This is a genomic window from Pseudomonas sp. TSO6 (genome assembly GCF_056098905.1).
The window spans coordinates 42,034-67,851 of record NZ_JBLZWV010000008.1 but is presented as its reverse complement, the minus strand read 5'-3'; the positions used below and the strand labels follow the sequence as shown (position 1 = coordinate 67,851).

The 25,818-nt window shown below is 63.1% G+C and carries 23 protein-coding genes, 1 tRNA gene and 1 pseudogene; 13 read left to right on the top strand and 12 right to left on the bottom strand.

The features are described from left to right. The first annotated feature begins 16 nt into the window (after positions 1-16). Entirely contained in the window at positions 17-889 is an 873-nt protein-coding gene (trxA, locus tag ACN6NG_RS02545; RefSeq protein ID WP_043199370.1) for a thioredoxin, read from the top strand. Between the two features lie 137 nt (positions 890-1,026). On the opposite strand, the gene ACN6NG_RS02540 is transcribed toward trxA, so the two are convergent. Further along, complete coding sequence (locus tag ACN6NG_RS02540) at positions 1,027-1,371, bottom strand: hypothetical protein (RefSeq protein ID WP_063424862.1); 345 nt, start codon at positions 1,369-1,371, stop codon at positions 1,027-1,029. 130 nt (positions 1,372-1,501) lie between these two features. Here ACN6NG_RS02540 and ACN6NG_RS02535 point away from each other — a divergent pair, with 130 nt between their 5' ends. From ACN6NG_RS02535 to ACN6NG_RS02515, 5 genes are all read left to right on the top strand, one after another. Continuing rightward, on the top strand, positions 1,502-2,077 hold the full coding sequence (locus ACN6NG_RS02535) for a DUF2796 domain-containing protein (protein WP_049274640.1): 576 nt from the start codon (positions 1,502-1,504) through the stop codon (positions 2,075-2,077). Further along, positions 2,078-2,788, top strand: a complete 711-nt coding sequence (locus tag ACN6NG_RS02530; RefSeq protein ID WP_474312865.1) for an ABC transporter ATP-binding protein — start codon at positions 2,078-2,080, stop codon at positions 2,786-2,788. After that, the gene (locus tag ACN6NG_RS02525) at positions 2,788-4,053 is read left to right on the top strand and encodes an ABC transporter permease (protein WP_063424866.1); all 1,266 of its coding nucleotides are present in this window, start codon (positions 2,788-2,790) and stop codon (positions 4,051-4,053) included. The genes ACN6NG_RS02530 and ACN6NG_RS02525 overlap by 1 nt, the downstream gene beginning before the upstream one ends. A 126-nt stretch (positions 4,054-4,179) precedes the next feature. Next, positions 4,180-4,692: a DUF3299 domain-containing protein gene (locus tag ACN6NG_RS02520; RefSeq protein WP_474312873.1), complete on the top strand. Its 513-nt coding sequence runs from the start codon at positions 4,180-4,182 to the stop codon at positions 4,690-4,692. 109 nt (positions 4,693-4,801) lie between these two features. Further along, positions 4,802-5,485: an OmpW/AlkL family protein gene (locus ACN6NG_RS02515; RefSeq protein WP_016497769.1), complete on the top strand. Its 684-nt coding sequence runs from the start codon at positions 4,802-4,804 to the stop codon at positions 5,483-5,485. Here the strand turns inward: ACN6NG_RS02515 and ACN6NG_RS02510 are convergent. Next, positions 5,473-6,678: an MFS transporter gene (locus tag ACN6NG_RS02510; protein WP_063424871.1), complete on the bottom strand. Its 1,206-nt coding sequence runs from the start codon at positions 6,676-6,678 to the stop codon at positions 5,473-5,475. The genes ACN6NG_RS02515 and ACN6NG_RS02510 overlap by 13 nt on opposite strands. A 101-nt stretch (positions 6,679-6,779) precedes the next feature. Between ACN6NG_RS02510 and ACN6NG_RS02505 the strand changes: the two genes are divergently transcribed. Further along, entirely contained in the window at positions 6,780-7,223 is a 444-nt protein-coding gene (locus ACN6NG_RS02505; protein WP_063424873.1) for a winged helix-turn-helix transcriptional regulator, read from the top strand. Positions 7,224-7,355: 132 nt separating this feature from the next. On the opposite strand, the gene ACN6NG_RS02500 is transcribed toward ACN6NG_RS02505, so the two are convergent. Both ACN6NG_RS02500 and ACN6NG_RS02495 read right to left on the bottom strand, forming a co-directional pair. Beyond that, a complete protein-coding gene (locus tag ACN6NG_RS02500; RefSeq protein WP_474312864.1) occupies positions 7,356-8,288 on the bottom strand; it encodes an NAD-dependent epimerase/dehydratase family protein in 933 nt (310 codons plus the stop codon). Further along, positions 8,281-9,165 carry a sugar nucleotide-binding protein gene (locus tag ACN6NG_RS02495; RefSeq protein ID WP_016497765.1) on the bottom strand — a complete coding sequence of 295 codons (885 nt, stop codon included), beginning with the start codon at positions 9,163-9,165 and terminating at the stop codon, positions 8,281-8,283. The genes ACN6NG_RS02500 and ACN6NG_RS02495 overlap by 8 nt, the downstream gene beginning before the upstream one ends. Positions 9,166-9,426: 261 nt before the next feature. Between ACN6NG_RS02495 and ACN6NG_RS02490 the strand changes: the two are divergent. The 3 genes and pseudogenes from ACN6NG_RS02490 to ACN6NG_RS02480 all read left to right on the top strand — a co-directional run bounded on the left by ACN6NG_RS02490 (position 9,427) and on the right by ACN6NG_RS02480 (position 12,127). After that, positions 9,427-10,466: pseudogene (locus ACN6NG_RS02490) on the top strand (Fe(II)-2OG oxygenase family protein). A 15-nt stretch (positions 10,467-10,481) separates the two neighbouring features. Continuing rightward, positions 10,482-11,273 (top strand): TSUP family transporter, encoded by a 792-nt coding sequence (locus ACN6NG_RS02485; RefSeq protein ID WP_016497763.1) that lies wholly within the window; start codon positions 10,482-10,484, stop codon positions 11,271-11,273. A gap of 8 nt (positions 11,274-11,281) precedes the next feature. Then, on the top strand, positions 11,282-12,127 hold the full coding sequence (locus ACN6NG_RS02480) for an alpha/beta hydrolase (protein WP_474312863.1): 846 nt from the start codon (positions 11,282-11,284) through the stop codon (positions 12,125-12,127). Between the two features lie 11 nt (positions 12,128-12,138). On the opposite strand, the gene ACN6NG_RS02475 is transcribed toward ACN6NG_RS02480, so the two are convergent. Beyond that, positions 12,139-12,948: a helix-turn-helix domain-containing protein gene (locus ACN6NG_RS02475; RefSeq protein WP_016497761.1), complete on the bottom strand. Its 810-nt coding sequence runs from the start codon at positions 12,946-12,948 to the stop codon at positions 12,139-12,141. Positions 12,949-13,126: 178 nt separating this feature from the next. Here ACN6NG_RS02475 and ACN6NG_RS02470 point away from each other — a divergent pair, with 178 nt between their 5' ends. Beyond that, complete coding sequence (locus tag ACN6NG_RS02470) at positions 13,127-14,569, top strand: alanine/glycine:cation symporter family protein (RefSeq protein ID WP_353456945.1); 1,443 nt, start codon at positions 13,127-13,129, stop codon at positions 14,567-14,569. Between the two features lie 72 nt (positions 14,570-14,641). Beyond that, positions 14,642-15,631: an asparaginase gene (locus tag ACN6NG_RS02465; RefSeq protein WP_474312862.1), complete on the top strand. Its 990-nt coding sequence runs from the start codon at positions 14,642-14,644 to the stop codon at positions 15,629-15,631. 106 nt (positions 15,632-15,737) lie between these two features. Here ACN6NG_RS02465 and ACN6NG_RS02460 read toward each other — a convergent pair. The 7 genes from ACN6NG_RS02460 to fdnG form a co-directional block, all read right to left on the bottom strand. Continuing rightward, a tRNA-Sec gene (locus ACN6NG_RS02460) sits at positions 15,738-15,833 on the bottom strand. 6 nt (positions 15,834-15,839) lie between these two features. Continuing rightward, positions 15,840-17,762 carry a selenocysteine-specific translation elongation factor gene (gene selB, locus ACN6NG_RS02455; RefSeq protein ID WP_474312861.1) on the bottom strand — a complete coding sequence of 641 codons (1,923 nt, stop codon included), beginning with the start codon at positions 17,760-17,762 and terminating at the stop codon, positions 15,840-15,842. Next, positions 17,759-19,186 (bottom strand): L-seryl-tRNA(Sec) selenium transferase, encoded by a 1,428-nt coding sequence (gene selA, locus ACN6NG_RS02450; protein WP_063424887.1) that lies wholly within the window; start codon positions 19,184-19,186, stop codon positions 17,759-17,761. Before selA ends, selB begins: the two co-directional genes overlap by 4 nt. A 152-nt stretch (positions 19,187-19,338) precedes the next feature. Continuing rightward, a complete protein-coding gene (gene fdhE, locus ACN6NG_RS02445) occupies positions 19,339-20,265 on the bottom strand; it encodes a formate dehydrogenase accessory protein FdhE (RefSeq protein WP_474312860.1) in 927 nt (308 codons plus the stop codon). A gap of 4 nt (positions 20,266-20,269) precedes the next feature. Then, on the bottom strand, positions 20,270-20,926 hold the full coding sequence (locus tag ACN6NG_RS02440; protein WP_059395832.1) for a formate dehydrogenase subunit gamma: 657 nt from the start codon (positions 20,924-20,926) through the stop codon (positions 20,270-20,272). Then, positions 20,923-21,873 (bottom strand): formate dehydrogenase subunit beta, encoded by a 951-nt coding sequence (fdxH, locus tag ACN6NG_RS02435; protein WP_063424888.1) that lies wholly within the window; start codon positions 21,871-21,873, stop codon positions 20,923-20,925. The genes ACN6NG_RS02440 and fdxH overlap by 4 nt, the downstream gene beginning before the upstream one ends. Beyond that, the gene (gene fdnG, locus ACN6NG_RS02430) at positions 21,873-24,941 is read right to left on the bottom strand and encodes a formate dehydrogenase-N subunit alpha (protein WP_474312859.1); all 3,069 of its coding nucleotides are present in this window, start codon (positions 24,939-24,941) and stop codon (positions 21,873-21,875) included. The genes fdxH and fdnG overlap by 1 nt, the downstream gene beginning before the upstream one ends. A gap of 321 nt (positions 24,942-25,262) precedes the next feature. On the opposite strand from fdnG, the gene ACN6NG_RS02425 reads away from it, so the two are divergent. After that, positions 25,263-25,751 carry a GlcG/HbpS family heme-binding protein gene (locus ACN6NG_RS02425; protein ID WP_080889261.1) on the top strand — a complete coding sequence of 163 codons (489 nt, stop codon included), beginning with the start codon at positions 25,263-25,265 and terminating at the stop codon, positions 25,749-25,751. Positions 25,752-25,818: the final 67 nt, after the last annotated feature.

The following is a 25,818-nucleotide window of genomic DNA, read 5'->3' as shown; positions in this document are numbered from 1 at the left end:
GTTTGCGAGAGTCGCGATGACCCAAGACACGCCTTACATTTTCGACGCTACCGATGCCACCTTTCAGCAACTGGTGATCGAGAACTCTTTCCACAAGCCGGTGCTGGTGGACTTCTGGGCCGAGTGGTGCGCGCCGTGCAAGGCACTGATGCCGTTGCTGGCCAAGATCACCGAGGGTTACCAGGGCGAGTTGCTGCTGGCCAAGATCAACTGCGACGTGGAGCAACAGGTGGTTGCCCAGTTCGGTATCCGCAGCCTGCCGACCGTAGTGCTGTTCAAGGACGGCCAGCCGGTGGACGGTTTTGCCGGGGCTCAGCCGGAATCGGCGATTCGCGCCATGCTCGAGCCACACGTGCAGATGCCCGCCGCCCCCACCGCTTCGCCACTGGAGCAGGCCAAGGCGCTGTTTGCCGAAAGCCGCTTTGCCGAAGCCGAAGCGCTGTTGCAGGCGCTGCTGGGTGAAGACAACAGCAATGCAGAGGCGTTGATCCTGTACGCCCGCTGCCTGGCCGAGCGCGGTGAACTGGGCGAGGCCCAGGTGGTGCTGGATGCGGTCAAGACCGACGAGCACAAGGCCGCCTTGGCCGGCGCCAAGGCTCAGCTGACCTTCCTGCGCCAGGCCGCCAGCCTGCCGGAAGTGGCCGACCTGAAAACCCGCCTGGCGCAGAACCCGCAAGACGATGAAGCGGCTTACCAGCTGAGCATCCAGCAGTTGGCGCGCCAACAGTACGAGGCGGCGCTGGATGGGCTGCTGAAGCTGTTCCAGCGTAACCGTGGTTACGAGAACGGCTTGCCGCAGAAGGCGATGCTGCAGGTGTTCGAGTTGCTGGGTGGGGATCACCCGCTGGTGGGCGTTTATCGCCGCAAGCTGTCGGCGGCGATGTTCTGACCTGATGGCATTTGCGAGGGCTTCGCCCTCGTTCGCGGGCACGCCCGCTCCCACAGGTGCTGCACAGCTCCCAAGTGCGGTGAAATCCTGTGGGTGCGGGCCCGCCCGCGAACGAGGCCAGAACAGGCAATACCAATTCACCCAACCCAGTGATAGACCGGCGCATCCACGCCACTTTCAACCTTCACCTCACTGCTGTGCCGCAAGCGCACCAGCAGCCGTTTGCCCGCTGCCGTGCTTCCCGCCAGCCCTTCCAGCCGGTCCAGCAACTCCGGCCCGCTCATCTGCCCGGCAAGGCGCAGCACATCACGCGCTGCAGTCCATTGCCCGTCATCCTGGCGCGGTGCCGCAACAGTAGACGTCGCAGCACCCTGTGCCACAGCAGGCACCTCGATTGGCTTACCCAGTTGCGCCCACTCTTCAGGCGCCAGCTCGATGGTCAGGTCCACCGGCCAGTCACCAATCTGTCCACGAATTCTCATGATGCATTCCTTGAGCCCAGGTCAATGCAGCCATGCTACCGCAACATGAAACCTTAGCCACGCAGGCTGGCGGCGCGCAGAAAAGTTGTTATAACATAACCCAATCTTCCAGCCCGCCCCGGAGTCGTCCATGCGTCGCCTGCTGCTCGCCCTGCCCTTCGCCTTGCTGCCACTGGCCGTGGCCCATGCCCACGATGACCATGATCATGACCACGCCCACGGCACGCTCGGCGCCCACGAGCATGGCGTGGCCAAGCTCAACGTCGTGCTTGATGACAACACCCTGGAGCTGGAGCTGGACAGCCCGGCAATGAACCTGGTGGGCTTCGAGCATGCCGCCAGCAGCGATGCAGACAAGGCCAAGGTCGCCGCCGTGCGCCAGCAACTCGAACAACCCCTCAAGCTGTTCGGCCTTTCTGCAGCAGCGAACTGCAAGGAAGAACAGCAGGAGCTGGAAAGCCCGCTGTTCGGTGATGCCCTGAAAGCCGACGACGAGGGTGACGAACACGCGCACGGCCACCAGCACAGCGACATCGGTGCCCATTACCAGCTCGCCTGTGCCAACCCCGACAAACTGGCACAGGTGGACCTGGCGCCACTGTTCAAGGCTTTCCCGGCCACCCAGAAAATCAACGTGCAACTGATCGGCCCCAACGGCCAGAAAGGCGTGGAAACCACGCCGGCCAAGGCAGCGGTCGCCTTCTGAATGGGCCAGCCGTTGATCAAACTGCATGACCTGGTGTTCGGCTGGCCAGGTCAGCCGCCGTTGCTGGATATTCCGGCATTCCACCTGGACGCGGGTGAAGCCCTGTTCCTCAAGGGCCCCAGCGGCAGTGGCAAGACCACCTTGCTGGGCCTGCTCGGCGGGGTGAACGTGCCGGCCCAGGGCCGCATCCAGTTGCTTGGCCAGGACCTCGGCAAATTGGGCCAGGGCGCCCGCGACCGCTTTCGGGTCGATCACACCGGTTACATCTTCCAGCAGTTCAACCTGCTGCCGTTTCTCTCTGTACGTGAAAACGTCGAGCTGCCCTGCCGCTTCTCGCACAGCCGCAAGGCCCGCGCCGAGCAGCGCCATGGCAGTGTCGACCAGGCGGCCGGCACGCTGCTGGCCCACCTGGGCCTGGGCGACCCCGCCCTGCTCGCCCGCCGCGCCGACAGCCTGTCGATCGGCCAGCAACAGCGGGTCGCCGCCGCACGCGCCCTGATCGGCCAGCCAGAACTGGTGATTGCCGACGAACCGACCTCGGCGCTGGATGCCGACACACGCGAAGCGTTCATCCGCCTGCTGTTCGATGAATGCCGCGCAGCCGGTGCCAGCCTGCTGTTCGTCAGCCACGACCAGAGCCTGGCACCACTGTTCGACCGTCACCTTTCCCTGGCCGACCTCAACCGCGCCGCCAAGCCCCGGGAGGCCTGATGTACCTGCTCCGCCTTGCCCTGGCCAGCCTGGCCAACCGCCGCTTCACCGCCTTTCTCACCGCCTTCGCCATCGCCCTGTCAGTGTGCCTGCTGCTGGCGGTGGAACGTGTTCGCACAGAAGCGCGCGCCAGCTTCGCCAGCACCATCAGCGGCACCGACCTGATCGTCGGCGCCCGCTCCGGTTCGGTGAACCTGCTGCTGTATTCGGTGTTCCGCATTGGCAACGCTACCAACAACATCCGCTGGGACAGCTTCGAGCACTATGCACAGGACCCGCGCGTGAAGTGGGCGATCCCGATCTCGCTGGGCGACTCGCACCGCGGCTACCGAGTGATGGGCACCACGACGGATTACTTCAGCCATTACCAGTACGGCCGCCGCCAGCATCTGGAAATGAGCCAAGGGCGTGAGTTTGCCAGCGACCCGTTCGAGGTGGTGCTCGGCGCCGAAGTGGCCGAGGCGCTGCACTACAAACTGGGTGACAAGCTGGTGCTGGCCCACGGCGTGGCAGCCATCAGCCTGGTCAAGCATGACGACAAGCCGTTCACCGTGGTCGGTGTGCTCAAGCGCACCGGCACACCGGTCGACCGCACCCTGCATATCGGCCTGGGCGGTATGGAGGCCATCCATATCGACTGGCACAACGGCGTACCGGCCCGAGGCGCCGGGCGCATCAGCGCCGAGCAGGCACGCACGATGGACCTGCAACCTGCCGCCATTACCGCGTTCATGCTGGGCCTGAACAACAAGATCGCGACCTTTAGCCTGCAGCGCGAGATCAACGAGTACCGCAGCGAGCCGTTGCTGGCAATCCTGCCAGGCGTGGCCCTGCAAGAGCTGTGGAGCCTGATGGGCACGGCGGAACAAGCGTTGTTCGTGGTGTCGCTGTTCGTGGTGCTGACCGGCTTGATCGGCATGCTGACGGCGATTCTCACCAGCCTCAACGAGCGCCGCCGGGAGATGGCGATCTTGCGTTCGGTCGGGGCCAGGCCGTGGCATATCGCGGGGCTGCTGGTACTGGAGGCGCTGTCACTGGCGGCGGTCGGGATCGTGGCCGGGCTTGGCTTGCTGTATGCGGGGATTGCCCTGGCGCAGGGGTACGTGCAGGCCAACTATGGCTTGTATCTGCCACTGGCCCTGCCGAGTGCTCATGAATGGACCTTGCTGGCTATCATCCTGGGGGCGGCGTTGCTGATGGGCAGCGTGCCGGCGTGGCGGGCCTATCGGCAGTCGCTGGCCGATGGCCTGTCCATACACCTCTGAGTGCGCGTAATGATCAGACACCTCACCGCCTGCTTCGCGGGCACGCCCGCTCCCACAGGGAGCCCCGCAGGCTTCGAACCTTGTGCAGGACCTGTAGGAGCGGGCATGCCCGCGAAGAGGCCGGCAATGCGCATGCTGCTGACCCTGCTGTTGCTGGTAGCAATGCCGCTATGGGCCGCCGAACCCAAGGAGCTGGACTGGCCGGCCTTGATCCCCGAAGGCGCCCCGGTCATCCCGCCACAACTGGCGCCGCTGCATGACATGTCACAGCTCAGCAACGCCCTGTCTGCGGAGTCAGCGCCAGCCGCGCGCCAGCAAGGCCCCGATGCCCCAGTGGTGAAGGGCCTCGACGGCCAGCAGGTCAAGCTGCCGGGCTACATCGTGCCGCTGGAGGTAAGCGAAGAAGGCCGCACCACCGAGTTCCTGCTGGTCCCTTACTACGGTGCGTGCATCCACGTGCCACCCCCGCCGTCGAACCAGATCGTGCATATTTTCAGCGAGATGGGCGTGCGCGTCGAAGACCTCTACCAGCCGTACTGGATCGAGGGAAAGATGCAAGTTAGAGCCTCCAGCAGCGAACTGGCCGACGCCGGCTACCAGATGGAAGCCGAGAAAATATACGTTTATGAGCTGAGATGAGAACTGTTTCGAATTCGTGAAGACGCTTCTTTGAGCTGGGTCAAACTTTCTGTTTAAACAGCTCCGTACCATTGGACTACTCGATTAATAACGTCCTTTGGGAGCTTCCATGAACAAGTCCTTGCTCGGCGCCTCGCTTGTGGCCCTTGCGCTCGCCGCCCCTGCCGCCCACGCCTACCAGGCGGGGGACATGATCCTGCGCGCAGGCGCCATCACCACCGCCCCGAACGAAAGCAGCGGCGACCTGAAGTTCGACGGCAACAAGGTGTCGGGCACCAAGGCGACCCTGGACAGCGACACCCAGCTGGGCCTGACCTTTGCCTACATGCTCACCGACCACATTGGCCTGGAACTGCTGGCAGCCACCCCGTTCAAGCACACCGTCGGCGTTAAAGGCCTGGGCGGCGGGCTGGACGGCAAGCTGGCAGACATCAAGCAACTGCCACCGACCCTGTCGCTGCAGTACTACCCGATGGAGCCGAATTCGCGCTTCCAGCCGTACGCCGGCGTGGGGATCAACTACACCCTGTTCTTCGACGAAGACCTGAGCAGCGCACGTAAGCAACAAGGCTTCAGCAACCTCAAGCTGCAGGATTCGGTAGGTATTGCCGGCCAACTGGGTATGGACTACATGCTGACCGAAAACCTGCTGGTCAACGCCTCGGTCTGGTACGTCGACATCGACACCAAAGCCAGTGTCAACGGCCCGACCGCGCTGGGCTACAGCAAGACCAAGGTCGACGTCGATGTCGACCCGTGGGTGTACATGGTCGGCCTTGGCTACAAGTTCTGACCTGAACACTGCAGGGCGGCTTCGGCCGCCCTCGCGCGTTGCAGCCATAGCCAGTAGCCCAGCGCTGCCGCACTGAAGGCCATGCCAAGCCCACATACCGCAGCCCACCCCCAACGGGCATGCACCCAACTCGCAAGCACCGCCCCCAGCCCGCTGCCAAGCGAATAGCAGCACATGTAGGCGCCGATCAATCGGCTAGCCATCGCACCACGCCCTGCAAGCAACAGGCTCTGGTTGGTGACATGCACCGCCTGCACGGCAAAGTCCAGCATCAGCACGCCTAGCACAAAGGCCATCAGCGACTGCCCGACAAAAGCTGTGGGCAACCACGACAGCGTCAGCAGCGCCAGCGCCAGCCCGGTGGTGCGCTCTCCCAGCCCCTGGTCGGCCAAGCGACCGGCGCGCGCAGCCGCCAAAGTACCCGCAACACCTGCCAGGCCGAACAGGCCAATCTCGGTATGGCTCAACGCCAATGGCGCGGCGCTGAGGGGCATGACCATGGCACTCCACAGCACGCTGAACGCAGCGAAGATCAATACGCCAAACACGCCGCGCTGGCGCAGCAGCCTGTCTTCCCGATACAAACGGAACTGGGACACGATCAACGCCCGGTAGCCAGGCCGGTGTACGAGCGGCTGCCCACCGGGCAGGCTGCGCCACAGAACCAGGGCCAGCAGCGTCAGCAGCCCTGCGGCAACCAGATACACACTGCGCCAACCGGCCAAGTCAGCAAGCCCACCTGCCACCAGGCGCGCCAATAGAATCCCCAGCACCACGCCACTGGTGACGGTGCCCACGGCCTGCCCCTGCTCACCGGGTGAAGCCAGGCTGGCCGCATGCGCCACCATTATCTGCACCATGACGGCCATCAGCCCGGTGATGGCCAAGGCCAGCAGCAACATCGCCCAGTTGGGCGCCATGCCGACGCCGACCAGCGCCAGGGCAGAAAACAGCAACTGGCCCAGCAACAGGCGCTTGCGGTCGATCAGGTCCCCCAGTGGCACGATCAGTAGCAGCCCCAGGGCATAGCCTGCCTGGGTCACGCCGACTACCCAGCCAATTTGCTGCTGCACCACACCCAGGTCGGCGGCCATCGATTCAAGTAAAGGTTGGGCGAAGTACACTGTCGCCACCGCCATGGCGCTGGTGATGGCAAGCAGCAGGGTTAGCCCGCGTGTCAGCGCAGATGTCATCGGTCAGGCCTCGTCAATTTGGTTTCGATTTGAAACCACCCCTGGCTATTTAGCAAATGTGGTTTTAATCTGCAACCAGACAATCAGGAAAGGCCCACCCCATGCTCGATGAAAACAATGCCCAATGCCCGGTGGCCCGAGCCCTGGAGGTATTGGGTGATCGCTGGGCACTGATGATCCTGCGCGATGCCTTCGATGGCCTGCGGCGGTTCAGTGAGTTTCAGAAGAACCTGGGGCTGGCGAAGAACATCCTCGCCTCACGGCTCAAGCTGCTGGTGGAAAGCGGGTTGCTGATGACACAGCCGGCATCGGATGGCAGTGCCTACAAGGAATATGTGCTGACCGAGAAAGGGCGGTCGGTGTTTCCGGTGGTGGTTGGCTTGAGGCAGTGGGGGGAGCGGTATCTGTTTGAGGCGGGGGAAGCGCGTTCTGAATTGGTGGAGGGTGTTACGGGGCAGGCGCTTGAGACTTTGCAGGTGCGGGCTGTGGATGGGCGGGTACTGGGGGCCGAGGATTGCCTGCGCAGGGTTGTGCGGCATGGGTGATTTTTAGGGCTGCTGCGCAGCCCATCGCGACACAAGGCCGCTCCCACAGTGACAGTAAGTCCATTGGCTTTACGCGGTCGTTGTAGGAGCGGCCTTGTGCCGCGAAAGGGCCGCAAAGCGGCCCCAGCGCTATCAGCTTTTACCCAGTAGCCGCGCCAGACCTTCAACCATCGGCGTCGCCTGCAGAAACTCGAACCGCGCCAGCAACCGCTGGTTGTCCGCCCGCGAATGGCGAATATCACCCGAACGCGCCGCCACATGGCTGATCGCCGGCAAGCTGCCCACCACCTTCTCAAGCGCCACCAGCAACTGGTTCAGCGAGGTGGCCTGGTTGAGGCCGATGTTCACCGCCCCCTCCTCGACCTGGGGCTGCTCCAGTGCCTGCACCATTACCTGCACCAGGTCGCCCACGTAAAGGAAGTCGCGGGTCTGCTCGCCATCGCCGAAGATGGTGATCGGCAAGCCCTGCACTGCGCGCTCGCAGAAGATGCTGATTACCCCGGAATACGGCGAGGACGGGTCCTGGCGTGGCCCGAAGATATTGAAGAAGCGGAACACCACCGGCTCCAGGCCATGCTGACGGCGGTAGAAGTCCAGGTACTGCTCACTGGCCAGCTTGTCCACGGCGTAGGGCGTCAGCGGCGCCTTGGGCGTGTCTTCGGCAATCGATTCACCCTCGCCATTGTTGCCGTACACCGCCGCACTGGAGGCAAACAGCACCCGGCGCAGACCATGCACGCGCATGGCTTCGCACACATTAAGGGTGCCAATGAAGTTGCTTTGGTGGGTACGCACCGGGTCTTCGACCGAGGCCTGCACCGAGGCCACCGCCGCCAGATGCACCACGGCACTGCAGCCTGCCGCAGCCTGCGTGACCAGCCCGGCGTCGGCCACATCGCCTTCAATCAGCTCTAGCCGTGGGTGGTCAACCTGCAGGTTGCTGCGCCGGCCGGTGGAGAAGTCGTCGAGAATGCGTACGGCGTAGCCTTTGTCCAACAACGCATCGCACAGGTGGGAGCCAATGAAGCCGGCACCGCCGGTGATCAGGATGGGGGCGTCAGCCATGGCGGTAGAACCGGTCCAGTAGAGGCGGCAGGCCGGCGCGCCAGGCGCGCGGCTTGATGCCGAAGGTATGAAGGATTTTCTTGCAGGCCAGTACAGCGTTCTGCGGCTCTTCGCTGGCATCCGGCCGTGCCGCATGGGCCTGCGGTGTCGGCGCCTGCACCGCCAGTTGGCGGTATTGGCCTGCTTCGGTAAGGATAGCCTGGCCCAGCGCCAGCGGCGTGGTCGCCTCGTTGCCGGCGTAATGGTAAGTGCCCCACAGCGGCGCACTGCAATCGAGCTGCTTGAGCACCGACAGAATCACCCGTGCGGCATCGTCGACCGGTGTCGGGTTGCCACGCCGGTCATCGGCCAGCAGCAGCTCTTGCGGCTGCTCTGCACGGGTCAGGAAGCGGCCCAGCGAGCCGTCGATGCTCTCGTCTAGCAACCAGCCGAAGCGCAGCAGCACATGCTGCGGGCAGGTTGCGCGCACACTCTGTTCGATGCGCCACAAAGCCTGGCCACGCAGGCCAAGCGGTACTGGCTCATCCTTTTCGCTGTAGGCGGTGGCCCGCGAACCATCGAATACCCGGTAGCTGGATGGCTGCACCAGGGTGATCTGGTGGTGCTGGCACAGCTCTGCCAGCCGCTCCACTGCCCGCTCCTGTTGAGCCAGGCGTTGCTCGCTGACCGACTCGGCCTGGAACCAGTCGAAGTAATAGGCCAGGTTGACCAAGGCGTCGGGGCGGTGATCGTCGAGCAACTGAGTGAGGTTGGCCGGCGTCCAGCCGTTCTCGGGCGGGCGCGGTGCCAGGAAAGCAATGTCCTCCTCGGCCCCAAGACGAATCAGCGCTTGCCCGAGGGCATTGCCACCACCCAACAGCATTAGGCGCATACGCATAGAGTCAGCAGATCCGAGAGGTTGATGAAGGAAAGGGGCATTTTGCGGTTTCCGGGCGGGGAAGTCCAACGTCGAGCCTCGCCAAGGCCTCAGGGGAGTCGTGGATCTGGAGTTTCACTGCACGACACAGCCGACAGAGAAAAATCCTACGACGCATCAGGAAAGAGCTGGCTTCCCCGCAGAGGCGTAACTGCATTGAATAGTTGACTCTCTTGCTTGCCAGGCGGGGAGCCTCCTGACAACAAGTACAAGGAACGTTCAATGCCCCATCCCGAAGCCGCATACCTGGATTTCCGCCCGGACCAAAGTCGGGCCATAGCCCTTGCAAGTCAAACCATTGCGGACTTGGGCGGACCGGAAGCCAAGGGTGCAGCATTTGAAGCTCGTGCCTTCGCCGATCAGCTCGAAAAAGGCTTGGATGAAAAACAACGTTCGCTGCTGCAGCGCTTCGACGAAGGCAACGTGTCAACCTTGATGTTCAGGCAAATGCGTTGTGCCGACGAGCCGATACCTGAACACCTACCCGAAATCTGCGACCTGGCGCAAAGCCCTCGCTGCCTATACCTCGCTTCACGAAATCAACTGCTGCTGGAACTCGCGCGTCATCGCAGTTTCGCTTTTGATATCGACAATGAAGGCAAACAGGTCCGCCTGGTTGGTAACTTCAAGGGAGGTGGCCGTATCCCACGCCCCAACGAAGCCCCCTGCCTGGCAGTGGAAACCAGCTCACATGCCGGCTTGTACTTGGGACCGCACACTGAAGCCCCGTACAACTGCTCAACAATCGCCAGAAACGGTCACTCCCCGGCCCCCTCCGCGCTTATCCTCACTGCCCGCTGGAATCCCGCCAATGAGCCTACGCATGTGTTCCCGCTCAGGGAAATCATCGAATGCTTGAGCAGCCTGGATACACTTGCGCTGACTTCAAGGTCTTTCGACTTTACGCGCAGTGACTGTTTCGCTAAAGGCAAGGGCAATGCGGGTAAAGAAGTTTCAATACTTCAGTTCGAGCCCAATGGTGGTTTCTCAATTCGTTACAACAGCTACCGCTTCCGCCTGAGTGATCGTGCTTGCAACGCAGCCGCGCGTGCTTTCACTACATTTCAAAAAAAGCTCGATAACGCACAACCGCTGGCGTTCGTCCTCCAGCCTGATAGCGCATTGTTGATCAACAACAGCCGAGCCTTGCACGGTCGCGACAGGGTCCAGGACAACCGGCGCCTGCTCATCCGTCAATTCGGATACTCCCCTTAGCAGAACCGCTGGTTCTCGTTGAAGACCCCCTTCTGGTTCGTGGTTAATCACTGAGAAAAACGATGATCGAATTCGATTTGACGCTTGTTCTGATACTCGCGCTCGTTGCACTCATGGCCGGCTTTTTCGATGCGATCGCCGGAGGCGGAGGCTTGATCACGCTCCCGGTGCTATTTATCGCCGGTATAGAGCCCTTGGCAGCAATTGCCACGAATAAAGTCCAAGCCGCTTCGGCTACCGTTTCGGCTACATGCGCTTTCGCCCGAAAAGGCATGATCGACTGGAGGCGAGGCAGCCCAATGGCGGTGATGTCGTTTATTGGAGGGGCCTTGGGGGCCTTGTCCATAACCTACGTGCCCAAAAGCTTTTTGCAGGCATGTGTCCCACCCTTGCTGATCCTGATAGCAATCTACTTTGCCTTTAGTCCAAAGCCGAATGAGCAAACGCGTAAGGCGAAGTTATCGAGTAGCCTGTTCTGCGTAACGGTTGCGCCAATCATTGGGTTTTATGATGGTATCTTCGGCCCTGGCGTCGGCTCGTTCTTCATGCTGGCCTGCGTAGTGCTACTAGGCCAACAGCTGATACAAGCCGTGTGCACCAGCAAGCTTTTGAACGCAGCCTGCAACCTGGGCGCGTTGTCAGTATTTTTACTCAGCGGAGCGATCATCTGGCCGCTGGCGCTGGCAATGGCGATTGCCGCCTTTCTGGGCGCACAATTAGGTGCGCGCTGCGCAGTTCGTTTCGGCTCTCGCCTCATAAAGCCGCTGCTGGTCAGTGTCTGCATCATCATGGCATTCAAACTACTGCTCGACACGGGCAATCCACTCGGCGAGTGGCTCGATCAGTTTTTCTAGAGGGCGCCATGCACTTGCAAAAGGGATCTTCTCAGCGTCTGAAATGGCAATTTGACGAACCCGCCCCGGGCAAAGAACTGTTTATCAACGAAGCGTTTGGGAACTACCAGCAACAGGCCCGGTTGCTGGTACCTGATACCGAGCGCGCAGCGCCGGCATTGGTGCTGGGTGGCGCGCGCTCGGACTTTACCCGGCTCAACCCACTGCTCTATCGCTTGCAAGCCGCTGGCATCGGGTCGCTCACCGGCAATCTTTCTGGTCACAGCCTCGCCAGCGAGCCAGGCGCAGTGGCAGCGTCACTGGCTACCAACCTCGAAGAGGCACAGCGCTTTCATACGCATATCGCAGCTCGATGCCAAACACTGATCGGCCACAGCCTGGGCGCTGCAATCACGCTGAAACTTGCAGCACGGTTGCCGAAAGTGAACCGCATCGTGTTGATCTGCCCGGCAGTTTATCCAGATGATGCTCACCGGGCGCCGTTTGGCCCGGCATTCACCACAGCCATCAGCAAACCCTACGGCTTTCTGGACAGCGACAGCTACGCCTTCCTCAAGCAGTTCCAAGGCAGAGTGCTGATGGTGATTGGCGAGTATGACGGGCTCAACTCACAACGATTCGGCAAAGGCCCAGGGACCAGTGCAGGTAGCCTGTGGCTGGCCGGTGCCGAGCGCTACAGCCCGATTCCCGAAGAAGTTACCCAGGCCCTGATGCAATCAGTTCCAGCAGCGCGTTTGCAATGCCTGTTTCTTACCGACTGCGACCATGGCATCGCTTCCCACTTACGCAGTACCCCAGCGATTGCGGATCAGGTTGCCAGCGCCGTGGCGGGATTCATCCTCGAAGACGCCTGACTTGTTGAGCATTACTCGATCTCGAACAAACTGTTGCGCAACGGCCCCACACTCAACCGCTCACGCACATCATCATCTATACGTGGGTCATCCGGCCGGTACAGTTTTACCTGACGATAAGCATTGATGCGATTGATCTCCTCGCCCAGGTACTCCCACACCACCCGGGTGCAGGCCGGGTTGCGCCGGTCGCCGCTGGAAACCCCGGCCTTGAGGCCGTTCAGGCGGGTGATGCGGCTTTTGAAGCTGGGGATGAGAATGGTCTGGCTCATTTCGTTGAAGGTGAGCGACTCGTAGTCGATGAGGAACACCCGGTCCTGCAGCTGAAACGCCGCGCCCAGGTAGCGGCAGCGCACCTCGGCATGCTGATCCGTGGCACTGGAACGCTCCTGGCGCTCCTGGCGCTCGAACAGGAAACGGCCGCGCTCTTCCCACAGGTGCACCAGCGAGACCAGGATCGTGCCCGGCACCGACATGCAGTTGGAATACTCGAAGTAATAACCGCAATAGCGCGACAGGTTGCCCGCATGATCATGCAGCGGGCGGAACAGTTCGCTGATCGGGTCGCTGGGCTGCTCGGCCAAGGTGGACACGCGAGCGCCGATCAGCCGGGCGAACTGCTCGGCCGGCAGGTTCAGTTCGTAATCCTCGACCCCGAAAAAATCGCCAATGCGCTTGAGGTTGAACGCCGTCGGACGGCTCTGCCCGCTCAGGTACTTGTTGAACTGCGCGCGGTTGATAGAGAGCTGCCGGCAAACTTCGGAGATAGAGCGGTAGTGGCTGCAGGCCAGCTTGAGGTTGGTGGCGAAATGATCGCTCATGTGCGGAACCCAGGTGACGCGAATGACGCCATTGTAGCATCAACTAGCATCAAGTCAGAGCAACCCGCGAAATTGTAACGACTCTTGTCATGGCCAACCATTCGCCCCAACGAATAGCGGTGCGCCTGCCGTCCGCTGGTCATTCCACACGAAGAATAAGAATCGAGGTCATTTTCCAATGCTCGAAGTACTCAACGATTTCCTTTCGGGGAAACTCCTCATCGTGCTGATCGTAGGGCTGGGTAGCTACTTCACTATCCGTTCGCGTTTCGTTCAGTTCCGCCATTTCGGCCACATGTTCACCGTTTTCAAGGAATCGCTGCGTGGCCAGGCAGGCCAGCTGAGCTCCTTCCAGGCCCTGATGCTGAGCCTGGCCGGCCGCGTTGGCGCCGGTAACATTGCCGGTGTCGGTATCGCGGTGACCCTGGGTGGCCCGGGCGCCGTGTTCTGGATGTGGGTCACCGCACTGGTGGGCATGTCCAGCAGCTTCTTCGAATGCACCCTGGCCCAGGTCTACAAGCGCGCCGACGGCGACGGCCTGTACCGTGGCGGCCCGGCCTACTACATCCAGCACGGCCTGAAGCGCAAAAGCATGGCCATCGTGTTCTCGGTCCTGCTGCTGGTCACCTACGGCTTCGCCTTCATCGGCCTGCAGTCGTACACCGTCACCCACTCGCTGCAGAACGCCTTTGACTTTGCCCCAAGCCAGACCGGTATCGTCCTGGCAGTGCTGCTGGCCATCACCTTCATCGGCGGCATCAAGCGCATCGCCGCAGTGTCGGACCTGCTGGTACCGATCAAGACCTTGGCCTACATCGGCGTGACCCTGTACGTGATCGGCACCCAGATCGAACACGTGCCAGCCATGCTGGAAACCATCTTCAAGAGCGCCTTCGGCCTCGACCCGGCGTTTGGCGGCCTGCTGGGCAGCGCCATCGTCATGGGTGTGAAGCGTGGTGTGTTCGCCAACGAAGCCGGCCTGGGCAGTGCGCCGAACGTCGCCGCCGTGGCAGCCGTGAAACACCCGGGCGCCCAGGGCGTGGTCCAGGCCTTCAGTGTGTTCCTCGATACCTTCGTGATCTGCACCTGCACCGCGCTGCTGATCCTGCTGTCGGGCTTCTACACCCCGGGCTTCGAGGGTGACGGCATTGTCCTGACCCAGAACTCGCTGGCCGCCGTGGTCGGTGACTGGGGCCGTGTGTTCGTCAGCGTGGCGCTGTCGCTGTTCGTGTTCACCTGCATCCTCTACAACTACTACCTGGGCGAGAACAGCCTGCAGTTCCTCACCCGTAACCGCGTGGTGCTGATGGTGTTCCGTGGCCTGGTGCTGGCACTGGTGGTGTGGGGCTCGATGCAAGACCTGTCGACCGTGTTCGCCTTCGCCGACATCACCATGACCTGCCTGGCCTTCGTCAACCTGGTGGCCCTGGCCCTGCTGTTCAAGGTCGGCCTGCGCGTGATGCGCGACTACGACGACCAGCGCAGAGCCGGTATCGGCCAGCCTGTGTTCGACTCGAGCAAGTTCGCCGACCTGGACCTGGACCGCAATGCCTGGCCTGCCAACCCACAGGTGGAAACAGCCGCTGACAAAGCAGCCGTCCAGGCTCAGCCGCAGCGCTGATATCCTCCCCTGCCCAGCCGCCCCTTCCGCGGGCGGCTTTTCTTTCTCGGCTCACCGCTACGGATGTTTTCCATGCGTGCAGTAAAGAATCTTCTCGTTCTCTATACCGGTGGCACCATCGGCATGCTCGAAACCCCGGAAGGCCTGGCGCCGGCCGGTGGCTTCGAAGCGCGGATGCGTGAACACTTTGCCAAGATGGCCGATGCCCCCCAGGTGCACTGGTCGCTTCAGGAGCTGAACCCGCTGCTCGACAGCGCCAATATGCAACAGCACAACTGGCTGGCGATGCGCGATGCCATCGTCGAAGCCGTGGATGTGGCAGGCCATGATGGCGTGCTGGTATTGCATGGCACCGACAGCATGGCTTACAGCGCCGCGGCGTTGTCGTTTTTGCTGCTGGGCCTCCCAGTCCCGGTGCTGCTGACCGGCTCGATGCTGCCGGCAGGTGCCGCAGACAGCGATGCCTGGGCCAACCTGTGCGGTGCGCTGCGCCAGTTCGAACAAGGGCTGGAGAATGGCGTGCAGCTGTACTTCCACGATCAGCTGCTGCATGGCTGCCGGGCGTCGAAGCTGCGCAGCGAGGCGTTCGATGCCTTTGCTGCGTTGCCGCGCCATCGCGACGGCGAGCGGGCCGGGGCGACTCCCGCCGAGCTTGGCTACAAGCACCCGCGCCAGCCGGTCAACCTGGCGATAGTGCCGGTGTTCCCCGGGCTGCAGGCCGGGCACTTGCAGGCCTTGATCGACAGTGGTGTGCAGGGTTTGCTGCTGGAGTGCTACGGCAGCGGTACCGGGCCGTCGGATGACCAGGCGCTGCTGAATGTGCTGCGGGCGGCGCGCCAGCGTGGCGTGATGTTGGCAGCGATCAGCCAGTGCCCTGAGGGTTCGGTGGTGTTCGATACCTATGCGGCGGGTAACCGCTTGCGTGGGGCCGGGCTGGTCAGTGGCGGTGGCATGACCCGTGAGGCGGCGCTGGGCAAGATGGTTGCGCTGCTGGGGGCGGGGTTGGATGTGGATACTGCAGAACAGTGGTTTGCCCTGGATCTGTGTGGGGAGCGGGCTTAGGCTTCACCCTTCAGGGCCTCTTCGCGGGTGAACACGCTCCCACAGGTCCCGTGCAAGTCCCAAGCGCTGTGAAGCGCCCCGTAGAGCCCCGACAGGCGAATGAAAATGGCGGAAGGCAGCGGGAGTCGAACCTGCCCGGGAACGGCTGCCGTCCCCAACCGGGTTTGAAGCCCGGCCGCGCCACCGGGCGCGATTGCCTTCCTTGAACTCAGTGCCTGGCCTGTTGCTGGGCCAGGGCGCTGTCGGCGCGGATGTGACGCTGGTCGGCCACCCTCCGGGTCAGGCCGATGCGGTCGAAATATTCCAGAATCTGCACACTGCGCTTGCGACCGATGCCCAACATATCGCGAAACGCGGCCACCTGCACTATCGGCGTTTCGCTGGCCTGCCCCAGCAACAGCTCTGCCATGCGCTGTAGCGTCGCCTCTGGGTAGAACAGGTCACGCACCACCTGGTGCACCACACCAAGCCTAGCCAGCTTGCGCAGCAGCAGGCGCACTTCGGCTTCGGCGCAATTCTCCTCAGTTGCCAGCGTCCTGACCCAGGGCGGATCGTATTGTCCCGCCAGCAACTTCGGCTGCAAGCGCGCCCACAACGCACTGTCGGCTTCGCTCAACTGCACCTTGTGATCGGGCAAATGCAGCCAGGGCCCGCTGCTGGCGATGGCGCCGTCATCGAGCAGTTCATCCAGCAGGCTGACGAAAGCCGGCCGCTCCAGCGGCAAGGCCGCAAAGCGACGCAGGCGGTCACGGTCCGGGCCCAGTTGGTCAGGCTCTTGCTCATGAAAACGCGCCAAGTGCTCCAGCACCTGTTGCTTCAGCGCCTGCCACTGGGCGTTGGCGAACAGCAGCTGCCCCTGCCGCGTGGCCACCACCAATACCCCTTCTGGCAACTGCCAGGTTGCGCGCAGGCGATTGAACTGCCGCTCAAGCCGCTGGGGATCGATGCCACCGGGAGCGCTGGCGAGCAGCGCAGGCAGGGCCTGTTCCAGGTCGTCGGCATCCCGCAGCACCTGCAGCTGGCGCAGGCGCTCATCGCTGCGGCGCTGCCGGCTTGGCGCGAACGGGTCGAGTACTTTGCCGCCCCCCAAGGTGCGCTGGGCACGCTGGTCACGCAGCACCAGGCGATCGCCGTGCACGGCCTGCAACGGCGCATTGAGCAGCAGCTGGGCGAACATGCGCTGGCCCGCTGCCAAGGACTCACCTTCGAGCAAGGCCACCCGGGCCGTTACATCCTGGGTGCCGAGGTGCACGTGTACAGCGCTGAAATGTTCAAATGCGCGGGGCTCGCCCGGCAGCAGGTTCAGCTCGATATCCACCCGCACGCTGGGCGCATACAGCCACTCGGGCACCAGCCAGTCACCCCGATGCACCTGCTCCATCGCCAGCCGTTCGGCCGTGATATTCAACGCCACGCGCTGGCCTGCCTCGGCCACCAGCGCGGCCTGGTTCTGCGCATGCAGGCCACGCACCCGCACCGGTTTGCCGGCCTTGCCCAGCAACAAGGTGTCGCCGGCACTGACCCGCCCGGCCAGCGCCGTGCCCGTGACCACCACGCCGGCACCGGTAACCGCGAAAGCGCGGTCGACGGCCAGGCGAAAACCGCCACCAGCGCTGCGCTTGCGCACCGCTGCCTCGGCCTCCAGCAAGGCCTGACGCAGCGCGTCTATGCCTTCCCCGTTGATGCTGGAGACGGGAAACTGCCGCGCACCGGCATACGGCCCGGGCGCCAGCAGTTCGCTGACTTGCGCCCGCACTTCGGCCAGGCGCGCCAGCTCGACCCGGTCACACTTGCTGATCGCCACCAAGGCCTGAGGAATGCCCAACAGCTCGATGATCGCCAGGTGCTCGCGGGTCTGCGGCATGACCCCGTCGTCGGCAGCCACCACCAACAACACCAGGTCGATACCGTGGGCACCGGCCAGCATGTTGTGGATAAAGCGCTCGTGGCCCGGCACGTCGATGAAGCCAGTCAGCGGTGCGCCTTCGGCCAACGCCGCGTAGCGATACCCCAGATCGATGGTCATGCCGCGGGCACGCTCCTCCTGGCGCTGGTCGCCGGCCTGCCCGGTCAACGCCTGCAGCAGTGCGGTCTTGCCGTGGTCGATATGGCCGGCGGTACCGACGATCACTGCACCGGCCCCAGTTGCAGGGCGGGCAACTGCGCCAGCCACTGGAGCTCGTCATCCAGTTGGCGCAGGTCCAGCCACAGGGCGTCGTCATCGATACGGCCAAGTACCGGCACCGGCAGTTCACGCATTGCCCGTTCCAGCACATGCAGGCTGCGTCCTCGCAACTTCTTCGACACCTGCGGGCGCAGGCACAGGGCTGCACTGGGCAAGCGCGCCACCGGCTGGCTGCCACTGCCGATCATGCCCAGCGCGGGCTCCACGCTGACAGCCCATTGCTCACCGAGGTGAGCCTTTAGCCCTGGGGCCAGGCGCTCGGCCTGGGCCTGTATCTCGGCCTGGCTGCGGGTCAACAGACGCAGGCTGGGCAGGCGCTCGGCCAGGCGGTCGGGGTTACGGTACAGCGCCAGCACCGCTTCGAGTGCAGCGAGGGTGATCTTGTCGACGCGCAGCGCACGCTTGAGCGGGTTTTTCTTGATCCTGGCAATCAAGTCCTTGCGACCGACGATGATCCCGGCTTGCGGCCCGCCCAGCAGTTTGTCGCCACTGAAGGTGACGATATCGGCGCCGTCAGCCAGCGCCTGACGCACCGTCGGCTCAGCGGGCAAGCCCCAGCGGGTAAGGTCTAGCAGGCTGCCACTGCCCAGATCTTCGAGCAGCGGCAGCTCATGTTGGTGGGCGATGCGCGCCAGCTCGGCCGTGGGCACTTGGGTGGTGAAGCCCTGGATGCTGTAGTTGCTGCAATGCACGCGCATCAGCAGGCCGGTACGTGGGCCGATGGCAGCTTCGTAGTCGCGGGCGTGGGTGCGGTTGGTGGTGCCGATCTCGTGCAGTTTCACACCAGCACGGGCCATGATGTCGGGGATACGAAAGGCACCGCCGATCTCGATCAGCTCGCCGCGGGAGATGATGCCCTCCTTGCGCGCGCCCAGGCTGTTGAGCGCCAGCAGCACAGCGGCGGCATTATTGTTGACTACGGTGACGGCTTCGGCGCCGGTCAACTCGCGGATCAAACCTTCGATCAAATCGTCACGGTCGCCGCGCTTACCGGTAGCCAGGTCGAATTCCAGATTGAGGGGATAGCGGGCGGCGGTTTGCATGGCCTCGATCGCTTCTTCGGGCAACAGGGCGCGACCGAGGTTGGTGTGCAGTACGGTGCCGGTGAGGTTGAACACGCGCCGGACCTGGCTGCGCTGCTGAACGGCCAGGCGTTCGCCGGTGCGGCCCAAGAGGATTTCGGGGGCCAGTTCGGCGGGGGTGAGTTCACCGTTGCGGGCGGGGGCGCGCAGGTCGTCGAGCAGCTGGCGCAGGGTGGACAGGACCGCGTCGCGGCCGTGGCGGTCGATCAGTGCGAGGCCGGCCGGGTGGCGCAGGAGGGTGTCGATGGAAGGCAGGCGTAGGGTGTCGCTGGCGAGGCTTGAAGACATGCGGTACTACCTTGGCTGATCCGGTGTCTGTACTGGCCTCTTCGCGGGTGAACCCGCTCCCACAGGGTCCGGGCTGCACTCAAGGCTTGCGCAGTACCTGTGGGAGCGGGTTTACCCGCGAAGAAGGCAACTCGGTGTTCCAGTGTAGACACTCACCCACTACCCGGCGCGAGCATCAGGTTGGGCGCCAGGCGATGGAAGCCCTCCTCGTCCAGGCGCATATCCAGCACCAGGCTGGCCAGGTCGTCGGCCAGCGGCTCGGCCGCCGCGTCGTTTTCCAGATAATTCTGCTTCAGGTACGTATTGCACCACGGGCAGCACTCCGCTCGCAGCGGTGCCTTGCCCGGCGCATGGCGGTCATCTTCCAGGCTGGTATAGCGCAAGTCCTTGCTCGACTCGCAGTACACACACTTGACCCGCACCACATGCCATTCACAGGCACACAGCGAACAGGCCAGATAGCGCAAGCCATTGTGCTTGCCGCGGTTACGCACCACCCCGGCCATTGCCGGCGAACCGCACGCCGGACACTGGGCCAGGCTACCGGCGGGTTTGAGCTCAGGCGCCGGCAGCGCCAGCAACCAACTGGACCAGGCCGCCTGCAACGCAGCGCCCAAAAACGGCACCAACGCCGCAGGCACCGCGTCGTACTGGCCCGCCAGCAAGGCGATGCCCCAGCCCTTGCGCTGATGGTCATCACTGCTGCGCAGCACCTGCAATGCTTCACCCAACGGGCCGCCTGGAGCGCCGCTGCAGTGCTCCAGCAGGGCCTGCAACCAGACAAGCCAAGGCGCTTCACGCACCAGGCTGTCGGCCGCCAGCGGTGGCAAGCCATGACTTATGCACAGGCGTTGACGCTCCTCTGCCACCGGCATACCACCGGGCGGGTTATCCACAAGCTGCTGCTGGATGCGGCACAACTGCGCGATCAGCCGCAGATAGTCGCCAAGGGCATTGCCATCGGCCAGTTGCTCAAGGCGCGCAGCGCGCAGTTCGAACAGATTGGCGGGGGGCAGATGCAGGAACGGCGGCGCTACCGCCGATGCCTCGATCTGCCCGGGTTCAAGTATCGTGCTCAAGCGCTCATCCTTCTTTTCGTCCGTGATTGCCTGGCGTCTTGTCGCCGGTCACTTCGCGGTACCACAACGCATGGTGCTTGCGCGCCCAGGCACGGCTGACCCAGCCATGCAGCATGGCGCCGATCGAGCCCTTGATCCAGATGCCGGCGTAGATGTGCACGATGATGCTGAGGATCAGCACGAAGCCCGCCAGTGCGTGGGCAAGCGATGCCAGGCGAATCGAGCCTATATCAAAGAAGTGACTGAAATAGGCCCGCCAGATCACCACGCCGCTGATCAACAACACCAGCATGCACAGCAATAGCGTCCAGAACAGCAGTTTCTGCCCGGCGTTGTATTTACCAATGGGGGGCACGCCTTCTTCGCGGTTGACCATCACCCGATCAATGCGACGCAACCACAGGCGGTCGTTGGCGGTTATGAAGTTGGCGCGCCAGAAGCGGAACACCAGGCCGAGGAAAAACACGAACATCGCCACACCCATGAACGGGTGCAGGATGCGCGTCCACGGCCCACCGCCGAACAGATGGCTTAACCAGAACAGCGCCGGGTGAAACAGCGCCAGCCCGGAAAGCCCGGCCATGAAGAACAGGATGGCGACAATCCAGTGGTTGGTCCGCTCGTTGGCGTTGTAGCGCAGGATGGGTTTGTTGTCGTTCATGGCCGCTGCTCCCCTTGCCCACCGGGCTGCTTCGGATCGTAGACATGCACCGCCGGGTCTACCTGGTGCACGCTGTCATCGGGCGGCGCGGGGTGCTCGTCCTCCTCTACCCGCTGCGGGCCAACCCGCACGTAGTGGAAGAACCCGGCCAATACCGCCGCGCCCATGGCCAGCAGCGCCAGCGGTTTGGTGAAGCCCTTCCACAGCCCCACAAGCGGGCTGATCACCGGCTGGTCCGGCAGGCCGGCGTACAGCTTCGGCGTGTCGGCATGGTGCAGCACGTACATCACATGGGTGCCGCCAACGCCATCCGGGTCGTACAAACCGGCCTTGTCGTAGCCGCGCGACTTCAGGTCGACGATGCGCTCGGCGGCGTGCACCTTCATCTCGTCCTTGCTGCCGAACACGATCGCCCCGGTCGGGCAGGTTTTCACGCAGGCCGGCTCCAGTCCCACGCTCACACGGTCGGAACACAGCGTGCACTTGTACGCCTTGTGGTCCTTCTGCGAGATGCGCGGGATGTTGAACGGGCAGCCGGTGATGCAGTAACCGCAACCGATGCAGTGGTCCTGGTTGAAGTCGACGATGCCGTTGGCGTGCTTGATGATCGCCCCCGGGCTCGGGCAGGCTTTCAGGCAACCTGGGTCGGCGCAGTGCATGCAACCATCCTTGCGGATCAGCCACTCCAGGTTGCCGTCGTCGCGCTCGTGCTCGGTGAAGCGCATCAGGGTCCAGGTCTCGGCAGTGAGGTCCTGGGGGTTGTCGTAGGTGCCGTGGTTGTGGCCGACCTCGTCACGCAGTTCGTTCCACTCCGAACACGCCACCTGGCAGGCCTTGCAGCCGATGCACTTGGTGGTATCGATCAGCTTGGCGACTTCCTGCTGCTGGCGTACCGAAGGCGGTACGGTGGTGGTGGCCGAGCGGGCGATGATGTCTTGGCTGGCCATCAGAGTTTCTCCACTTTGACGAGGAACGACTTGGACTCCGGCGTCTGCGTGTTTCCATCACCCAGGAATGGCACCAGGGTGTTGGTCAGGTAGCCATGCCGCGTGGCGCCGGTGAAGCCCCAGTGCAACGGGATGCCGATCTGGTGCACGGTCTGGTTGTTGACCTGCAGCGGGCGAATCCGCTTGGTCACTACCGCCACCGCATCGATATGCCCGCGCTTGCTCGACACCCGCACCCGGTCGCCGGCCTTGATGCCTTTCTCCTTGGCGAGTACCTCGCCGATCTCGACGAACTGCTCCGGCTGGGCAATGGCGTTGAGCCGGCAATGCTTGCTCCAGAAGTGGAAGTGCTCGGTGAGCCGGTAGGTGGTCGCCGCATAGGGGAACTCGTCGTGGGTGCCGAGGGTGTCCCACACCGAGTCGAAGATGCGCCCGGCCGGGTTGCTGACCACCTTCTTGTTCTGCGGGTGCAGCGGGTTGATGCCAATCGGCGTTTCGAATGGCTCGTAATGCTCGGGGAACGGGCCTTCGGCCATCTTGTCGATGGCGAAGAAGCGCGCCACGCCTTCAGGGTTCATGATGAACGGGTTCATCCCCGCTTCCGGTGGCGAGTCGACCTTGAAGTCAGGCACGTCGGTGCCGGTCCAGGCCTTGCCGTTCCACCACACCAGGCGCTTTTTCTCCGGGTCCCACGGCTTGCCTTGCGGGTCGCTGGAGGCACGGTTGTAGAGGATGCGGCGGTTGGCCGGCCAGGCCCAGGCCCAGTTCTGCACCTGATGCATGCCGTAGGGGTCGCTGTTGTCACGACGAGCCATCTGGTTGCCCTGCTCGGTCCAGCTGCCGGCGAAGATCCAGCAGCCGGACGCGGTGCTGCCATCGTCCTTCAATTGCCCGAAGCCCGACAGCTGCTGGCCGGCTTTGAGCGTGGCGCCGGTGGCGTCGGTAAGGTCGGTGACTGCCCAGCCGTTCATCTCCTTGGCCAGCTCCTCCGGGGATGGCTCTTCAGGAATCTTGTACGGCCAGCTGATGTTCATCATCGCGTCAGGGTAGGCACCGCCCTCGGCCTGGTAGCGTTGGCGCATGCGCAGGAACAGCTCGCTCATGATCTGCACGTCGGTACGGGTCTCACCCGGGCCGTCGGCGCCCTTCCAGTGCCATTGCAGCCAGCGGCTGCTGTTGACCAGCGAGCCATCCTCCTCGGCGAAGCAGGTGGTGGGCAGGCGGATCACTTCGGTCTGGATACTGGCCGTATCGACATCGTTGAATGGCCCGGCGTTGCGCCAGAACTCCGAGGTTTCGGTAGCCAGCGGGTCCATGATCACCAGCCACTTGAGCTTGCCCAATGCCGCAGTCACGCGGTTCTTGTCCGGCAGCGCAGCGATCGGGTTGAAGCCTTGGCAGACGTAGCCGTTGACCTTGCCTTGGCTCATCATCTCGAACATGCGCAGCACGTCATAGGCAGGCACGTCGAGCTTGGGCAGCCAGTCATAACCCCAGTTGTTTTCTGCCGTGGCGTTGGCGCCATACCATGCCTTCATCAGGCTGACGTGGAACTTGCCGTAGTTCTGCCAGTACGACAGTTGCCCCGGGCGCAGCGGTTTGGATGCGCGCTTGTCGATGTAGGTGGCGTAGTCCTGCTCGGCATCCCCAGCCAGGGTCAGGTAACCCGGCAGCGAGTTCGACAGCAGGCCGAGGTCGGTCAGGCCCTGGATGTTGGAATGCCCACGCAGTGCGTTGACCCCGCCACCTGGCATGCCGACGTTGCCCAGCAACAGCTGGACCATGGCCGCGCTGCGGATGATCTGCGCACCGATGGAGTGTTGCGTCCAGCCCAGTGCATAGAGAATCGTCATGGTCTTGCCCGGTACCGAGCAGGTGGCGATCTCTTCCCAGACCTTCATCATGGCGTCCTGTGGCATGCCACAGATCATGCTCGCCAGCTCAGGGGTGTAGCGGCTGTAATGCTGCTTCATCAGCTGGAACACGCAACGCGGGTGCTGCAGGGTCGGGTCGACCTTGGCAAAACCGTCCTCACCCAGCTCGTAACCCCAACCGGATTTGTCGGCATACACGCGCTTGGCCTCGTCGTAGCCGCTGAACAGCCCGTCCTCGAAGCCATAGCTCTCTTTGACGATGAACGACACGTCGGTGTAGTTGCGCACGTATTCGTGCTGGATCTTGTCGGTGCTCAGCAGGTAATTGATCAGCCCGCCAATGAAGGCGATGTCGGTACCGGTGCGGATCGGCGCGTAGTAGTCCGCCACCGAAGCGGTACGGGTAAACCGTGGGTCGACCACAATCAGCCGCGCCTTGTTGTGCGCCTTGGCCTCGGTCACCCATTTGAAGCCGCACGGATGCGCTTCTGCTGCGTTGCCACCCATCACCAGGACCAGATTCGCGTTGGCGATATCGGACCAGTGGTTGGTCATGGCGCCACGGCCGTACGTCGGGGCAAGACTTGCCACCGTCGGGCCATGTCAGACACGTGCCTGGTTATCGAACCCCAGCATGCCTGTTGCGCGGACGACCTTGTGGGTCAGGTAGCCAGCCTCGCTGGAGGCGGCGGAGGCAGCAAGAAAACCGGTGGTAAGCCAGCGGTTGACGGTTTGCCCCTGGGCGTTCTTCTCGATGAAGTTGGCGTCGCGGTCCTGCTTCATCAGGTCGGCGACGCGGTCGAGCGCCTCGTCCCAGCTGACCCGCACCCACTCCTTGCTACCCGGCTTGCGTACCTCGGGGTACTGCAGGCGGCTTGGGCTGTGGATAAAGTCCAGCAGGCCGGCGCCCTTCGGGCACAGAGTGCCGCGGTTGACCGGGTGGTCGGCGTCACCTTCGATATGGATGATGCTCTGTTTTACGTTTTTTCCCGCATCGCCCTGGCTGTACAGGATCAGGCCACAGCCGACAGAGCAGTAAGGGCAGGTGTTACGGGCTTCTTTCGTGTGCGCCAGCTTGAAGTGACGCACCTGCTCGGCGAATGCCGGCGTCGGGGCCATGCCCAACGCCGCCAGGCTCGAGCCTCCAAGGCCGACGGCGGCGACCTTGAAGAATTGCCGACGGTTGAGGTCCATCGTGCACTCCTGATCAGGTGGTGGACGCGCGGAACATGGCCGGCGCCTCTTGGTAGTCACGGTGGCGGTTTTGACGGCCGCCAACAGGTAAGACTAGTCAAGAATCCCAAACGTGCGATGACTTGGGTCAGGGGCGATGCAGTTGGTGCATGGCTTGTGGTTGCCTGAGTACCTAGCGGCCCACTTCATTGCCTGACATGTAACTAAAAGCAAAAAAACCACCTGCCAGGCAGTAGCCCCACGCCAACTTCAGAAACGGACTACATCCAAGAGTGACTGTTGCTTGCTAGCGTCGCGAAAAATCCTAGGGATGGTGCTCACATGAACAAGAACTTCAGCCGCGTCACACTCTTGATGGCCTCGCTATTAATGGCAGCACCGTCGCTGGCGGCCCCTCCGAAAACCAGCCCTACGTCCCCCATCACTTCCGAAGCTGCTCGAACAATGGCCGCCAACGCCGAGCGCGCAGCCCGTGCCCACGGTTATGCCATCGTCATAAGCATCGTCGACAGCCATGGCAACCTGAAGCACTTCCACCGCATGGACGGCACCAGCAGCGGCAGCATCCAGGTCGCGCAACTCAAGGCCTCGACTTCTGCCCGCTTCCCACTTTCCTCCAGCTCGCTGGCGGACCGCAGCGCCTCACTACCAGCCAATCCCTACGCGTCCTTGCCAGGCTTCACCCTGTTGGGCGGCGGTTTGCCGATCATCGACGGCGACGGCCAGCATATCGGTGGCATCGGCATCAGCGGCGCAACGCCAGAGCTGGACGCGCAGTTTGCCCAGACAGCGCTGGATGGCGATGCCTGAGCTCACGCATAAAAAAACCCAAGGCAGCTGCCCTGGGTTTCTGGTTTTGCTTGACGCCTGACCGCTC